Annotated in this window: 12 protein-coding genes; all 12 read right to left on the bottom strand. The window is 59.5% G+C overall.

What is annotated here, in order from left to right:
- Positions 1–143: 143 nt before the first annotated feature.
- The 12 genes from DSOUD_RS09220 to DSOUD_RS09165 all read right to left on the bottom strand — a co-directional run bounded on the left by DSOUD_RS09220 (position 144) and on the right by DSOUD_RS09165 (position 15,496).
- On the bottom strand, positions 144–1,472 hold the full coding sequence (locus DSOUD_RS09220) for a hypothetical protein (protein ID WP_157671823.1): 1,329 nt from the start codon (positions 1,470–1,472) through the stop codon (positions 144–146).
- A gap of 143 nt (positions 1,473–1,615) precedes the next feature.
- Positions 1,616–3,769, bottom strand: coding sequence for an ATP-dependent DNA helicase RecG (recG, locus tag DSOUD_RS09215; RefSeq protein WP_053550736.1), 2,154 nt, complete (start codon positions 3,767–3,769; stop codon positions 1,616–1,618).
- Between the two features lie 12 nt (positions 3,770–3,781).
- Positions 3,782–3,985, bottom strand: coding sequence for a DUF1858 domain-containing protein (locus tag DSOUD_RS09210; RefSeq protein WP_053550735.1), 204 nt, complete (start codon positions 3,983–3,985; stop codon positions 3,782–3,784).
- Positions 3,986–4,006: 21 nt separating this feature from the next.
- The gene (greA, locus tag DSOUD_RS09205) at positions 4,007–4,483 is read right to left on the bottom strand and encodes a transcription elongation factor GreA (RefSeq protein ID WP_053550734.1); all 477 of its coding nucleotides are present in this window, start codon (positions 4,481–4,483) and stop codon (positions 4,007–4,009) included.
- A gap of 106 nt (positions 4,484–4,589) precedes the next feature.
- The gene (gene carB, locus DSOUD_RS09200; protein WP_053550733.1) at positions 4,590–7,847 is read right to left on the bottom strand and encodes a carbamoyl-phosphate synthase large subunit; all 3,258 of its coding nucleotides are present in this window, start codon (positions 7,845–7,847) and stop codon (positions 4,590–4,592) included.
- An 80-nt stretch (positions 7,848–7,927) separates the two neighbouring features.
- Complete coding sequence (gene carA, locus DSOUD_RS09195; protein ID WP_053550732.1) at positions 7,928–9,058, bottom strand: glutamine-hydrolyzing carbamoyl-phosphate synthase small subunit; 1,131 nt, start codon at positions 9,056–9,058, stop codon at positions 7,928–7,930.
- A gap of 78 nt (positions 9,059–9,136) precedes the next feature.
- Positions 9,137–10,414, bottom strand: a complete 1,278-nt coding sequence (locus DSOUD_RS09190; protein ID WP_053550731.1) for a dihydroorotase — start codon at positions 10,412–10,414, stop codon at positions 9,137–9,139.
- 62 nt (positions 10,415–10,476) lie between these two features.
- Positions 10,477–11,406 carry an aspartate carbamoyltransferase catalytic subunit gene (locus DSOUD_RS09185; RefSeq protein WP_053550730.1) on the bottom strand — a complete coding sequence of 310 codons (930 nt, stop codon included), beginning with the start codon at positions 11,404–11,406 and terminating at the stop codon, positions 10,477–10,479.
- Positions 11,407–11,465: 59 nt separating this feature from the next.
- Positions 11,466–12,002 (bottom strand): bifunctional pyr operon transcriptional regulator/uracil phosphoribosyltransferase PyrR, encoded by a 537-nt coding sequence (gene pyrR / locus DSOUD_RS09180; RefSeq protein WP_053550729.1) that lies wholly within the window; start codon positions 12,000–12,002, stop codon positions 11,466–11,468.
- A gap of 251 nt (positions 12,003–12,253) precedes the next feature.
- Positions 12,254–12,913 (bottom strand): signal peptidase I, encoded by a 660-nt coding sequence (gene lepB / locus DSOUD_RS09175; RefSeq protein ID WP_053550728.1) that lies wholly within the window; start codon positions 12,911–12,913, stop codon positions 12,254–12,256.
- 5 nt (positions 12,914–12,918) lie between these two features.
- On the bottom strand, positions 12,919–14,718 hold the full coding sequence (gene lepA, locus DSOUD_RS09170) for a translation elongation factor 4 (protein WP_053552349.1): 1,800 nt from the start codon (positions 14,716–14,718) through the stop codon (positions 12,919–12,921).
- 151 nt (positions 14,719–14,869) lie between these two features.
- Positions 14,870–15,496 (bottom strand): hypothetical protein, encoded by a 627-nt coding sequence (locus tag DSOUD_RS09165; protein ID WP_053550727.1) that lies wholly within the window; start codon positions 15,494–15,496, stop codon positions 14,870–14,872.
- Positions 15,497–15,607 lie beyond the last annotated feature (111 nt).

Genomic DNA, 15,607 nt, shown 5'->3' with positions numbered 1-15,607 from the left:
CATTAGTTTTTCTCATTTGTGGGAAAACCCTACTAGATATATTATGTAAACTAGGATTTTGAGCTTGAGGGAAACGTGGGTTCAAAAAGTCCGGCGGTTCAAGGAACCACCGGACTCGAAAGAATTCCCTATTGGTCCGGGTATTAGTCAGAGGTTTCCTGGATGAAGATTTCGCAGTCCCTCATTCTGGCGGGTCCCTCTGTGGAGATTTTGTATCTGCGGCCCTTTGTCCACGTTTCATCATATGTCAGCGCGGTCGCCTTGCTCTGCTTCCATCGCCTTGAGGGGTCGCCGTCGACATACAAGACTCCCTCCTGATAGCCGACCAGAAGGAGTTTTGTCGCCCCCTGTTCACTTTCCAGGGGAATTTGCAGGTTCTCCCCCGCACGAATCGCAAAGACGATCGGCCTCAGGATTTCCCGCAATCCTTTCCCCTTCCCCCTCGGGTGCAGAGTGACTTTGAGGGGCTTTCCACCTAGAAACTCCGATTGGCCGGTCCCATGCCTCGGGCCCTGAGGGTCCAGCCTAGGGTCCGTCTGTCCGGGAGAGCGTTGATTCTCCTGCCCAACGCCCTTTTCTACGATACGGGTTTCTTTCCCCTCGCGTTTCTCTTCTCCGGAATGGAACTCCCTTCCGGGGCGGTGATGATCTTTTCCAACCTCCGCGGAAGGATCGGCGGCGTTCACTGGCCCCATTGGGGATTTTCTCCGGGGGTCCTTAGATGGAGGATTATTGACTTCGATAATCCTCTGATCAGAGGGTTTTCTCAAGTGGTCCCTGACAATGATCGTTTGCGGCGGTGACGGATTCTGTATGATGATGATCTGGGGTTGTTTATTCTCTGCGACCGGTGGGTGTTGGCTGGCGATCTGTATGGCGATCTCGGCTCCCCGGAGGCGTAGCGGTCCGTCACTGACAAGCCCTGTATAGGTTTTGCCCTGCCCCCAAGAGGGATCATAACCGAGCCTGATCCCACCATGACGCCTCCCTTTGGCCGAAGGATCGTCGATGATCAGGGTGCCATCCAGGTAGCTGACGACGAGGGTGGCCCGCCGTCGTTTATCGCCGGTGACCTGCAGGCTCTTGATTTCCCCTTCGGCAATCTTGAATGACAGGGAATCGTAAGGCCTCTGTTTGCCGGAGAAATTCAGATCCCCTCCGGCAATGGTAATTCTCAGCAGGTCACCGTAATGTCCTTCGCCGCGATAGACGGCGTCGACCCGCACCTGGCGTAACCGGTCCTCTTCGGATTCGCGCTGTCGCTGCAGCTCGAGGGCCGCCGCCCTCGATCGAGCCGCTTTGGCCCGGGCCTGCTGCAGGGCGACCTGCCTCTGATTGTAGCCGTCGATTGTTTCGAGACGCTGAGCCTCATTGAGGCTTTCCCAGGTTTCTAGCGAAACACCATACATCATGGGAGTGCAGCCCAAGGTGAAAAGAATTAACAGCCCGGTCAAGCGATTGCGCCATGCCATGGTTGCACCTGCCTTTCGTATAAAGGAGTACGCGGTTGCCTCCCTCGTAGCAAAAAAAAACACGGTCGTCATTAGACATCTGGACAAGTGCAACCCGATGTCGACTCGGTATGCTGTCATAACACGCAGTTGAACATAAGGAATCAGCCGATGCTGGCCAGCTCCAGGCGGTTCCCCCAGCGGTCCTGAAGGGCCTGACGCAGATCGGCAAAGTCATCGCCACGAAGAAATTCAGGGTTTTGGGCGACGGAAAAGGCATCTTCTCTGGCCTCTTCGAGGATCCTTCCGTCCCTGAGGAGATTGGCGACACGAAAATCGGGGACGCCGGATTGGCGAGTGCCGAGAAACTCCCCCGGCCCCCGGATCTCCAGATCGGCCTCGGCGATGCGAAAACCGTCGTTTGTCTCGGTCATGACCTGCAAACGCCGGGAACCTTCCGCGCTGCACTGGAGCGAGCGCATGAGCAGGCAATAACTTTTTTCCGCTCCCCGCCCTACCCGTCCTCTCAACTGGTGGAGCTGAGCCAGACCGAAGCGTTCGCCGTGCTCGATCATCATCACCGTAGCATTGGGGACGTCGACCCCGACTTCAATGACCGTCGTCGAGACCAGAACATCGATCTCCCCGCGGTTGAAGGCGGCCATCACCCCCTCCTTCTCGTCGCTCTTCATCCTGCCGTGCAACAGGCCGACAACGCGTCCCGCGAATATGGTTTTTTGTAAGAATTCCGCACCTTCACTGGCCGCCTTGAGGTCGCTTTTCTCCGAATCTTCAACCAATGGGTAAACGACATAGGCCTGGCGGCCTGCGGCCAGTTCCCGGTCGATGAGGGCGTAGGCCTGCGAGCGGTTTTTCTCCTCGATGATCCGGGTTTCGACGGGGGTGCGGCCCGGTGGCAACTGGTCGATGACCGAGAGAGCCAGGTCGCCATAGAGGGTCAAAGAGAGGGTGCGCGGAATGGGTGTGGCGGTCATCACAAGGATGTGGGGCCCCTCCCCCTTGTGACGCAGGACGCCTCTCTGCCGGACTCCGAAGCGGTGCTGTTCGTCGATGATCCCCAATCCAAGGCGCTTGAATTCCACTCCTTCCTGGAGGACGGCGTGGGTGCCGACCACCAGGTTGACCGCGCCGCTGCGGATATCCTCCAGAGTCTGACGGCGGGCTTTGGCGGTCGTCGATCCCTTGAGGACCGCCGCCTTCAGACCGAGCGCCGAGAGCCAGTGGGCAAATTGAAGAAAGTGCTGATCGACAAGAATTTCGGTGGGGGCGACGACGGCGACCTGGGTTTCGTTTTCGATGGCCAGCAGTGCGCTCATCAGGGCGACGATGGTTTTGCCGCTGCCGACATCCCCCTGCAACAGGCGGTGCATGGGGTGGGGCGCCATGAGGTCGCGCTTGATCTCTCCCAGAACCCGACGCTGGGCATCGGTGAGACGATAGGGAAGAAGTTCGGCCAGAGGTTTGGTGTAGCGGTGAGTGACCTGAAAGGGGATCCCCTTTTCCAGTACGATGCCGCGGCGTTTCAGGGCGAGGCCGAGCTCGAGAAAGAAGAATTCGTCGTAAACCAGGGTCCGGCGGGCCGAATCGCGGCCGGCTTCAAGGTCCTCGAGGGAAGTCTGTCCATCGGGCCAGTGGACCTGCTGCAGGGCTTCTCCCAGAGGGATCAACCGGCGGGCGCCGAGAAAACGGGGAGGGATGGGGGAGACGGCGACCGGGGCGAAACGATCGACCAGATCCTTCCAGATCTTGCGGACTCCCTTCTGATTCAACCCTTCGGTCAGAGGGTAAATGGGGAGGATACGACCGAAACTTAAGGGGTCGGCCGATGCCGGATCGCAGCCTCCCCCCCCCTCCCCCAATGGCTCCACATCGGGGTGGTGGACCTCGCGCATCGGGCCGAAGAACTTAACTTCACCGATAAAAACGGCCTTCTGGCCGACGGAGAAGCGCTTTGTCATCCACTCCTTGCGGTAATGAAACCACTTGAGGGACAACCGTCCGGAACCGTCTCCGACGATGACTTCAAAGATTTTTTTGCGGGATCGGGGGGTGACGGCTTCGCCGGACGCAAGGATTTCGCCGCAGAAAACCTCGCGGAGTCCATTGCGCAACTCGGCGATCTTGCGGATCTGTCTGCGGTCTTCGTAGCGGAAGGGGAGAGTGTAGAGGGCGTCTTCAACGGTACTGAGACCGAGTCGACGAAGTTTTTCGAGAATGCGCGGACCGACCCCCCGGATTTGCTCCAGGGGGGTGGCTAAAAGTTCGCGGCTGCGCAGGTAGGATGGGGTCAGGGGCACCTCCCCTCCCCTTTATTCGCCGAATATGGCGTTGAGATCGCGGAGGATGTCATTGACGTCGACGCCGTGAGCGGTGGCACCCTGTTCCAGGGTTTCGCGCATGGCACCCATGCAACCGATACAGCCGAGGTTGTACTTGCCGAGGACCTTGGCGACTTCGGGACTCATCTGCAGGATCTGGTGAAAGGTCATATCCTTGGTGATTTTCTGGCTCATTTTTGATCTCCTTTCGATCAATTATTCGTATTTGATGTCGATGACTTCATAGACTTTCAGCCCGGAAGGGACCTTTATCCGCACTTCGTCGTCGAGGCGGTGACCGATCAGGGCTTTTCCGACGGGGGAGGTGACCGAGATCTTGCCGTCCTTGAGGTCGGCCTCGTCTTCGCCGACGATCTGGTAGGTGACTTCAGTGCCGGAATCGACATCGAAGAGGGTGACCTTGGCGCCGAACACCACCTTGTCGGTATCGAGTTCGGCCGGGTTGATCACCTGGGCCCGGGCAATCTTGTCATTGAGCTCCTTGATGCGCCCCTCGACAAAACCCTGCCTTTCTTTGGCAGCGTCGTATTCGGCGTTTTCAGAGAGGTCACCATGGGCCCGAGCTTCGGCTATGTCTTGAACAACCTTGGGGCGATCAACGCGGACGCGCCGCTTGAGTTCCTCCTGCAGGCGCTGATAGCCTTCACGGGTCATGGGAATCGAGCTGGACATAAATCTTTTCCTCTTCAGCTAAAATTGATCGGGCGGGTTTCCCCGCCCGATCCGTCTAAATTATCTCGTTGTGGCTCCACGGAAAAAGAAGCCTCGAAAACGACATTTATTTTTGCGGATAATACTCTTGAAGGGGCACTACGTCAAGCGTTTCTCGGCGCATCGCCAGGATTCCGTCGACGGCCGCCTTCATGCCGGCGACGGTGGTGAAGTAGGCGACATTGTTCATCAGGGCGGAGCGCCGTATCGAGTAGGAATCGGCCACGGACAGGGCGCCGAAGGTTGTGTTGAAGACCATGGCGATCTCGTGACTCTTGATGGCGTCGACGCAGTGGGGACGCCCTTCCTTGACCTTGTTGATGGCTGTCGCCGCCACTCCCTTTTCATTGAGGAAACTGGCCGTCCCCCGGGTGGCGACGATTTCAAAGCCGGCCTCGACGAGCTTTCTGGCCGACTCGACTATGTGTTTCTTGTCCGTATCCTTGATGCTGATGAAGACCTTTCCGGAGAGGGGGAGTTTGACGCCGGCGCCGAGCTGGGCCTTGGCGAAGGCCTTGCCGAAATCCATGTCGATCCCCATGACCTCCCCCGTCGATTTCATCTCCGGGCCGAGGAGGGTATCGACTCCCGGGAACTTGACGAAGGGAAAGACCGACTCTTTGACGGAGACATGCTTGGGGACGATGTCTCCGGAGATGCCGAGTTCGCTCAAGGTTTTGCCGGCCATGACGCGGGCGGCGATCTTGGCCAGGGGGCGACCGGTGGCTTTGGAAACAAAGGGGACGGTGCGGCTGGCGCGGGGGTTCACCTCGAGAAGGTAGATCACCTCCCCCTTGACCGCATACTGGATATTCATCAACCCGACGACCTGCAGCTCCAGAGCCAGGGCCACCGTCTGACGCTTGATTTCCGCAATGATGGCCGGTGAAAGGGAGAAGGGCGGCAGAGCGCAGGCCGAATCGCCGGAATGAATCCCCGCCTCCTCGATATGCTGCATGATCCCGCCGATGACCACCTCGCGGCCGTCGGAGAGGGCATCGACATCGACCTCGATCGCTTCGTCGAGAAATCGGTCGATGAGGATCGGGTGCTCCGGAGAGGCCTGCACGGCGTATTTCATGTAGTTGCGCAGCGCCTCGGCATCGTAGACGATCTCCATCCCCCGGCCACCGAGAACGTAGGAGGGGCGAACCACAACGGGGTAGCCGATGCGGGCGGCGATCTTTTCGGACTCTTCAAAGGATCGGGCGATGCCGTTTTCCGGCTGCTTGAGATCGAGCTTGTGCAAAAGCGCCTGAAAACGTTCCCTGTCCTCGGCGCGGTCGATGGCGTCGGGCGAAGTGCCGATGATGGGGACGCCGGCCTTTTCAAGGGCCAGAGCCAGCTTGAGGGGGGTCTGGCCGCCGAACTGGACGATGACCCCCACGGGCTTCTCCAGTTGGACAATCTCGAGCACATCCTCGAAGGTCAGCGGCTCGAAGTAGAGACGATCGGAGGTGTCGTAGTCGGTGGAAACGGTTTCCGGGTTGCAGTTGACCATGATCGTTTCGTAGCCGTCTTCGCCCAGAGCGAAGACCCCGTGCACGCAGCAGTAGTCGAATTCGATCCCCTGGCCGATGCGGTTCGGACCGCCGCCGAGAATCATGATTTTTTTGCGGTCGGAGGGCTCCGACTCGCACTCCGTCTCGTAGGTGGAGTAGAGGTAGGGGGTAAAGGCCTCGAATTCGGCACCGCAGGTGTCGACCCTTTTGTAGACCGGGCGGATGCCGCAGCGGTGGCGAATCTGACGGACATCCTCCTCGGTCACCTCCCAAAGGGCGGCCAGGCGCCGGTCGGAGAATCCGGCCTGCTTGGCGTCGAGGAGGAGTTCCCGCAGGTCGGTCCCTTCCCTGGCGACCATGGCGGCGCTGGCGTGAAGGACACCTTCCATCTCGACGATCTGGCGGATGTGGTTCAAAAACCAGGGGTCGATTGCCGTCATCTGGAAAATCTCGTCGATGGAGAGGCCGCTGCGGAGGGCATCGGCCAGATACCAGAGACGCTCCCAGTTGGGGATGCGCAGCTTGGAGTGCAACAGGTCCTGCTCCGATTCGCTGAGGGCGCGACGGTAGTCGGAGGGGCTTTCGAAGAGGCGGCTTTCCAGCCCGTAGGAACCGATCTCCAGGGAACGCAGAGCCTTCTGAAAGCTTTCCTTGAAGGTGCGGCCGATGGCCATTACCTCGCCCACGGACTTCATCTGGGTGGTCAGGGTGGCGTCGGCCTGGGGGAATTTTTCAAAGGTAAAGCGCGGGATCTTGGTGACCACGTAATCGATGGTCGGCTCGAAGGCGGCAAAGGTTTTCCGGGTAATATCGTTGGCAATCTCATCGAGGGTGTAGCCGACCGAGAGCTTGGCGGCAATCTTGGCGATGGGAAAACCTGTGGCCTTGGAGGCAAGGGCCGAGGAGCGGGAGACCCGGGGATTCATCTCGATTACGACCATCCGGCCGTTCCGCGGGTTGATGCCGAACTGGATGTTGGAGCCGCCGGTCTCGACGCCGATCTCACGGATGATTTTGAGGGAGGCATCCCGCAGCAGCTGATATTCCTTGTCGGTCAGGGTCTGGGCCGGGGCGACGGTGATCGAATCGCCCGTATGCACCCCCATCGGATCGAGGTTCTCGATGGAGCAGATGATGACCACGTTGTCGGCCAGATCGCGCATGACCTCCAGTTCGTACTCCTTCCAGCCGATCAACGACTCCTCGACCAGGATTTCGTCCGTCGGAGAGGCGTCGATCCCGGCCATGGCCATGACCTCGTATTCCTCCCGGTTGTAGGCGATGCCGCCGCCGGTCCCCCCCATGGTAAAGGAAGGACGAATGATGGCGGGGTATCCGACATACTCGACGACCTCCAGCGCCTCCTGATAATTATGGGCAAGTCCTGAACGGGGGACGGCGATCCCGATTCTCTCCATCGCCGCCTTGAACAGGGTGCGGTCTTCGGCCATCTCGATGGCCGGAAGCTTGGCGCCGATCAATTCGACACCGAACTTTTCCAGGGTGCCGTTCTTGGCGACGGCAACGGCGGTGTTGAGAGCGGTCTGTCCGCCGAGGGTCGGGAGCAAGGCGTCGGGACGCTCTTTTTCGATGATCCGCGCCAGAACCTCGGGGGTGACCGGTTCGATATAGGTGCGGTCGGCAAACTCGGGGTCGGTCATGATGGTTGCCGGATTGGAGTTGAGGAGAATGACGGTGTATCCCTCCTCCTTGAGGGCCTTGCAGGCCTGGGTCCCCGAATAGTCGAATTCGCAGGCCTGACCGATGATGATGGGGCCGGCGCCGATGATGAGAATCTTTTTTATGTCGGTACGTTTTGGCATATTGAAACCTCAGGAACGGGTCACGAGTGACAAGGTTTTGAGAAGAAAAAATCCAAGGGGGTGACGAGACCTGTCACCCGTCATTTGTTGCCCTGTTTTTCCTTTTCCATCATTTCGATAAAGCGGTCGAACAGGTAGTGGGCATCGTGGGGCCCGGGGGACGCTTCGGGATGATATTGTACCGAGAAGGCCGGGAGGGTCCGGTGAGTGAGCCCCTCAACGGTGTTGTCATTGAGGTTGATATGGGTCATGACCGCGTCGCTGCTCATCGAGGCGGCATCGACGGCAAAGCCGTGGTTCTGGGCGGTGATTTCCACGTCATGCCCCTCCCCTTGCCGTACCGGCTGATTGCCGCCGCGGTGGCCGAACTTGAGTTTGTAGGTTTTCCCTCCCAGGGCGATGGAGAGGAGCTGATGCCCGAGGCAGATGCCGAAGACCGGCTTTTTCCCGAGAATCCGGCGGATGTTCTCCTGGGCGTAGACGATCGGCTCGGGGTCCCCGGGACCGTTGCTGAGGAAGACCCCGTCGGGATTCATGGCCAGCACCTCCTCGGCCGGGGTGTCGGCCGGAACCACGGTGACGTCGCAGCCGGCGTTGACCAGGTTGCGCAGAATATTGCGCTTGATGCCGAAATCGTAAGCCACGACCTTGTAGGCGGGGGCCAGCGTTGATTCCCGGTACCCCTCGGTGAGATCCCAGGGTCCTTCGTTCCAGTGATAGGGCTGTTTGCAGGTCACCTCGCGAACGAGATCCCGACCGACGATGGAGGGCGCCTTTTGCGCCTTGGCCACCAGGCTCTTCGGATCGAGGTCGAGGGAAGAGATGATGCCGGTCTGGGCCCCCTTGTCGCGGATATGCCGAACCAGCGCCCGGGTGTCGATCCCCTGGATGCCGACGATGCCGTTCTCCTTGAGATAGGCGTCGAGGGTCATGGTCGAGCGCCAGTTGCTGGGGAATTCGCAGGCTTCCTTGACCACGAATCCGCGGAGATGAGGCTTGCCCGACTCAACGTCTTCGGGGTTGATGCCGTAGTTGCCGATCTGCGGGTAGGTCATGGCGACGATTTCGCCGGCATAGGAAGGGTCGGTGAGGATCTCCTGGTATCCGGTCATGCTGGTGTTGAAAACGACCTCGCCGGCGATTTCACCGGAGGTGCCCAGGGCCTTGCCGTAAAAGACTCTGCCGTCAGCCAGAGCCAGAATTGCTTTCATGAGTCCACCGTTCCTTGAGATGTTGGGTTAAGCATGCACTGAAACAACTTGTAATCCATGAGCTTTTCCGCTGCCATCCTACGCCTCGCGGCGGAAGACGATCCGGCCGTCGACAAGGGTATGTGTGGCGGCACCCTTCATTTTCCAGCCGTCGAAGGGGGTGTTCTTGCTCTTGGAGGAGAGAGCGGAGGCAACAAGAGTCCATTTGAGCTCGGGATCGATCACCGTGACATCGGCCACACAACCGACCTCGAGGGTGCCGCGGGGGATTCCCAGGGCCTTTGCCGGGCCGCAAGTCAGGCGGGCAATCGCCTCGCCGAAGGTCAGAACCCCGTCTTCCACCAGACGCAGGGTCAGCGGCAGGGCCGTTTCGAGACCGACGATGCCGTTGTGGGCAATGTTGAATTCGACGTTCTTCTCATCATAGTGATGCGGGGCGTGATCCGTGGCGATGGCGTCGATGGTGCCGTCGGCCAGACCAAGGCGGATCGCCTCCACGTCTTCGGCACTGCGCAGCGGCGGATTCATCTTGGCGTTGGTGTTGTAGCCGCGCACCGCTTCGTCGGTCAGGGTGAAGTGATGGGGGGTCGCTTCACAGGTGACGGGGACGCCCCGTTTCTTGGCGGCGCGGACGATTTCCACCGCCCCGCGGGTGGACAGGTGGGCCACATGAAGACGGCAGCCGGTGAACTCGGCGAGCATGACATCCCGGGCGACGGCCGCATCCTCGGCGACCCAGGGGATCCCCTTGAGCCCCAGCTCGGTGGCGACGAAGCCTTCGTTCATCACTCCGGTGCCGACCAGGGAGAGATCTTCGGCATGGGAGATCAGGGTCAGACCGAAGGGACGGGCGTACTCCATGGCGTTGCGCATCATCTCGCCGTTGCCGACCGGCTTTCCGTCATCGGAGAGGGCCAGGCATCCGGCTTCCTTGAGTTCGCCCATCTCGGAAAGGATCTCCCCCTTGAGTCCCCGGGTGATACTGCCGACGGGAAAGACATTGGCCATCCCCGATTCCCGCGCCTTGGCGAGAATGTAGAGGGTCACGGTCTTGTTGTCGTTGACCGGGTTGGTGTTCGGCATGCAGGCAACGCTGGTGAAACCTCCGATCACGGCCGCCCTGGTCCCGGTGGCGATGTCCTCCTTGTATTCGTAGCCGGGATCGCGCAGATGGACATGGATGTCGATCAGTCCGGGGGTCACCAGTTTCCCTTTGGCGTCGATCACCTCCGCACCTTCGGCCTTGATCCCCTTGTCGATTCTGGTGATGCGGCCGTCCTCGATGAGCAGATCGAGGATCGCATCCACCTCGTGTGCCGGATCCAGAACCCGCCCGCCTTTGATCAATATTTTCATTGGTCACCCCATGCAGTGAATGTGTAATTGATTGACTGAATCCCAGGGATTGCCCTAACGGCCTATTGCGGATGTTCCCCGCCGGCCACAAGATAGAGGAGCGCCATGCGCACGGCCACGCCGTTTTCGACCTGCTCCAGAATCACATTCTGGGGGCCGTCGGCGACATAGGAGGAAATTTCGACCCCGCGGTTCATGGGGCCGGGATGCATGACGATGGCGTCCTTGGCGGCCAGGGCCAGCCGGGACGGGTTGAGACCGTAGAACCGCGCATATTCCCGCACGGACGGAATCAGCGGTTTCCCCTGGCGTTCCAGCTGAATCCGCAGCATCATCACCACATCGGCGCCGCGCAACGCCTGGTCCATGTCCGTATAGACCTCGGCTCCGAGACGTTCGATCCCCGGCGGAACCATTGTCCCGGGGCCGACCAGGCGGACATTCATCCCCATCGTTTTCATGGCATAGAGGTCGGAACGGGCCACCCGGCTGTGACTGATGTCACCGACGATGGCGACCGTCAGCCCCTTGAGGGTCCCCTTGTGCTGGCGGATGGTCAGCAGGTCGAGGAGAGCCTGGCTCGGGTGTTCATGGGCGCCGTCACCGGCATTGATCACCGAACAGCCGACGCGCTCGGCCAGGTAATGGGGAGCGCCGGAAGCTGAGTGGCGCATGACGATGATGTCCGGAGCCATCGCCTCGAGATTTTTCGCTGTATCTTCAAGCGTTTCCCCCTTGACGACCGAAGAGGCTGAGGCCGAGATATTGACAGTGTCGGCCGAGAGGCGCTTGCCGGCGATCTCGAAAGAGATGCGGGTCCGGGTGCTCGCCTCGTAAAAGAGGTTGATGATGGTCTTGCCCCTGAGCGTCGGAACCTTCTTGATTTCCCGGGAGTTGATCTCCTTGAAACTGTCGGCGGTATCCAGTATCAGCTGGATGTCTTCACTGGAGAGATACTCGGTGCCGAGGATGTGCTTGTGCCGGAAAGACATGGCGGACCTCCCTCTGGTCATGGAAAAGGAAAAGGGGCAGCGGTCTCAGGGAACGACGATCACGACTTGATGAGACGGACCTCGACGGGTTTCTGATTTTCGTCGAATTCCACCAGAATGTTTTCTTCCCGGGCGGTGGGGACGTTGCGCCCGACATAATCGGCGCGAATCGGCAGCTCGCGATGGCCGCGGTCGACAAGGACCGCCAGCTGAATGTTGCGGGGGCGACCCAGGTCGATGAGCGCATCCATGGCGGCCCGGATGGTGCGTCCGGTGTAGAGGACGTCGTCGACAAGAATGACATTCCTGCCGTCGAGGGGAAAGGGGATCTCGGTCTTCCCCATGGCCATTGGTCCCCGGGAGCCGAGGTCGTCGCGGTACATGGTAACGTCCACGGCCCCGAGGGGAACCTCCTCCCCTTCGATGTCGGCGATGAGTGACCGGAGTTCGCGGGCCAGGTGGTCCCCGCCGCTACGGATGCCGACCAGAACCAGGTTGGCGACCCCCTTGTTCCGTTCGAGAATTTCGTGGGCGATGCGGGTCAACCCCCGGCTGATGCCGTTGCGATCAAGAATGACCGTTTCCGTATTTGCCATGTCCCCGACCTCCTGAGTCCCTGAATTTAAAAGCAAAAAAATACCTCTTCGCTCCAAAGGCGAAAAGGTATCAAGACGTAGTCGATGCTATGACGTTGCTGGACCTTTGCCACCTTTGCTAACCTCTCGGGATTAACTTAAAAGGGACGTTTCCAAAATGTTGCCGGGAACTATATCAGGGGACTTTCGGGTCTGTCAACGCCAAATATGGTGTTCCGGCGTCAAAAAAATCCGTCCCCTCCCCTCCTGTATCAATGAATCGGCCGGCCGATGCGGTTCCAGCGGACGGAAAAATCCTCGCTGTCCCAGGACCAGTATTTGATAAAGGCCTGTCCCTTGATCTTCGGTTCGGCAACAAACCCCCAGAAACGACTGTCGTAGGAGCGGTCACGATTGTCGCCCATGACGAAATAATTCCCCGGAGGGACCGTTACCGGTGCCATGAAATCCCTGGGACCGTACTGGGCCGAGACAACCGACTCCTCCTTGTGGACCTCCTGGGGGATAGTGTAGAGCTCGCCGTTGACGAACACCTGTTTATTGCGAACCTCGACCGTATCCCCGGGAACGCCGATCACTCGCTTGATGAAGTCGCGCCGTTCGAAGTAGGACTTGTCCTTGTCTTCGGGGAACTCGAAGACGATGACGTCGCCGCGTTCGGGGTGGCGAAGAGCCAGATAGCGGTCATCGGACCAGGGAAACTGGACGCCGTAGATGAACTTGCTGACCAGAAGGTGGTCGCCGATCAGCAGGGTGTCCTCCATCGATCCGGAGGGAATCTTGAAGGCCTGAACGACGAAGGTTCGAATGATCAGAGCCAGAATGACAGCAACGATGAGCGCTTCGGAATACTCGCGGTACCACGGTTTTTTTGCCGGAGCGCCACTTCTGTCATCGGATTGCTTGGCCATAATATTTACTCTTTCACCTTGAGGATTGCCAGGAAGGCTTCCTGGGGGAGTTCGACGTTCCCGACCTGCTTCATTCGCTTTTTCCCCTCTTTCTGCTTCTCGAGGAGCTTGCGCTTGCGGGAAATATCGCCTCCGTAGCATTTGGCTGTTACGTCCTTGCGCAGGGCCTTGACAGTCTCCCGGGCAATGACCTTGGTGCCGATGGCCGCCTGGATGGCGACTTCGAATTGCTGACGGGGGATGAATTCCTTCATCTTCGTGACCAGATCACGCCCCCGGTACTGGGACTTGTCGCGATGAACGATCAGCGACAGGGCGTCGACGACCTCACCGTTGATCAGGATATTGAGACGCACCAGCTGGCTTTCGCGAAAGTCGAGATGTTCATAGTCGAGAGAGGCGTAGCCGCGGGAGATCGATTTGAGGCGGTCATAGAAATCGAGAACGATCTCGTTGAGCGGCAGCTCGTAGACCACCATGACGCGGTTGGCGGTGAGATATTTGATCTCCCGCTGAATTCCGCGTTTTTCCTCGCACAGGGAGAGGACCGCGCCGACGAATTCGTTGGGGACGTGGATGCTGGCGAGGATGAACGGTTCCTCGATACGCTCGATGAACTGCACCTCGGGGAGCTTGTTGGCGCTTTCGACCTGAAGGAGCTCCCCCCCCGTGGTGGTGACCTTGTAGATAACGGTTGGGGCGGTGGTGATCAGGTCGACGCCGAACTCTCGCTCGAGACGCTCCTGAATGATTTCCATATGCAGCAGGCCGAGAAAACCGCAGCGGAAGCCGAATCCGAGGGCCAGGGACGTCTCCGGCTCGAAGGAGAAGGAAGCATCGTTGAGCCGCAACTTCTCCAGGGCGTCCCGCAGCAGGTCATAGTCGCTGGTGTCGATGGGATAAAGGCCGGAGAAGACCATCGGCTTGACGACCTTGAATCCGGGGAGGGGTGTTTCCGTGGGGCGGTGGAGGTGGGTGATGGTATCTCCGACCTTGGCGTCCGCCACGACCTTGATTCCGGCGATGACGAAACCGACTTCGCCGGCGCCGAGGCTCGCCATTTCCACGGGATGGGGGGAGAAAACCCCCATTTTCAGGACCTCGTAGGTCTTTTTGTTGGCCATCAGCTGGATCTTGTCCCCCTTCTTAAGGGTTCCGTCAAAGATCCGAACCAGAATGATGACCCCCTGGTAGGCGTCGTACCAGGAGTCGAAGATCAGTGCCTTGAGCGGCGCCGTTTCGTCCCCCTTGGGGGCGGGCACCTTGTGGACAATCTCCTCGAGAATGTCGTGGATGCCGATCCCCTCCTTGGCGCTGGCCTCGACGGCGTCGATGGTGTCGAGACCGATAATCTCCTCGATTTCAGCCTTGACGCGCAGCGGATCGGCACTGGGGAGATCGATTTTGTTGAGAACCGCAAAAATTTCCAGGTTCTGGTCGAGGGCGAGATAGACATTGGCCAGGGTCTGGGCTTCGACTCCCTGGGAGGCATCGACGACCAGCATCGCACCCTCACAAGCCGTCAGAGAGCGGCTGACTTCGTAGGTGAAGTCGACGTGGCCGGGGGTGTCGATGAGGTTGAGGATGTAGTTCTTGCCGTCATCGGCCCGGTATTTGAGGCGCACGGCCTGAGCCTTGATGGTAATGCCGCGCTCGCGCTCGAGTTCCATCTTGTCGAGAAATTGATCGGTCTTCTCCCGGGCGGTCAGGGTTCCGGTCTCTTCAAGCAGGCGGTCGGCCAGGGTCGATTTGCCGTGGTCGATGTGAGCGATAATCGAAAAGTTGCGAATCAGATCTCTATCCATAGTCCCCTTGAAAAACATCGATGACAGTCTTTGATGCAATCGCTTAAAATATAGAAACCGCCCGGGTTTGTAAAGGGAAAAGGGGCCCGAAAAGGGTGCGCCCCCGGTTTGTCGGCGGGGGCGCGAGAAAAGCCTGGAATGAACGGAAAAGTCAGCGGAAGAGATCCTCCAGGTCGCCGCCCTGGGGTTGGGCGGCGCGCATGCGCTGCTCGGCAGTCAGGACGCTGCGCGCCTCCTCCAGAGCCCGCAGATGACGGACCTGGATTTCGTTCTCGATCCGGTGGATCTTCTGAAGGAGCGGTTCAACCCCTTTTTGCCGCCACTCACCCTGCAGGGCTTCCTCCAGTTCAAGGCGGACCACCTTGAGGTCGGCGCCGCTGCGGATATTGTCGGCCCGACAGGCGTTGCGGATCTCCTTGAGCCTGGCCACCTGGCCGGCATCCAGACCGAGTTCATCGGAGCGGTCGAGGTAAAAGATCCGGTCCATCATCGTCTGCATCGCCGCTGGATTCATCGGCATGCGTCCGGAGAGGAAGCAGGGCATCATCTCCAGGCGGGCGGCCAGGGACTGCATCGGCACAACGCCGTGGCCACAGGGGGCGGGACCTGCCATGCCGCAGGGATGCCCCCCTGCCGGCGACTCTCCCATCATCTTCATCATCGGCATCTTCCCCGCAGGGCCCGGAATGGCGGAGGCATCACCCTGCGCAGTCGCTGTGCCGGCCAGGACCAGCACCAGGGCGTGCACAACCAGAATCCTCAGCATACACTTGTTCATCACTCCCCTCCCCCTTGTCTGTGCTGGGTGCCGTCCCCCAGGCGATATCCGTACAGTAGCCACCAGAGCGAGCAAACAGGCCACTGATATTGAGTCTTTAATTTTGTGGCT

The sequence above is a fragment of the Desulfuromonas soudanensis genome, from assembly GCF_001278055.1.
Lineage (GTDB): Bacteria > Desulfobacterota > Desulfuromonadia > Desulfuromonadales > WTL > Deferrimonas > Deferrimonas soudanensis.
Note: the sequence above shows the minus strand (reverse complement) of the source record. Positions and strands in the feature narration are given on the sequence as shown.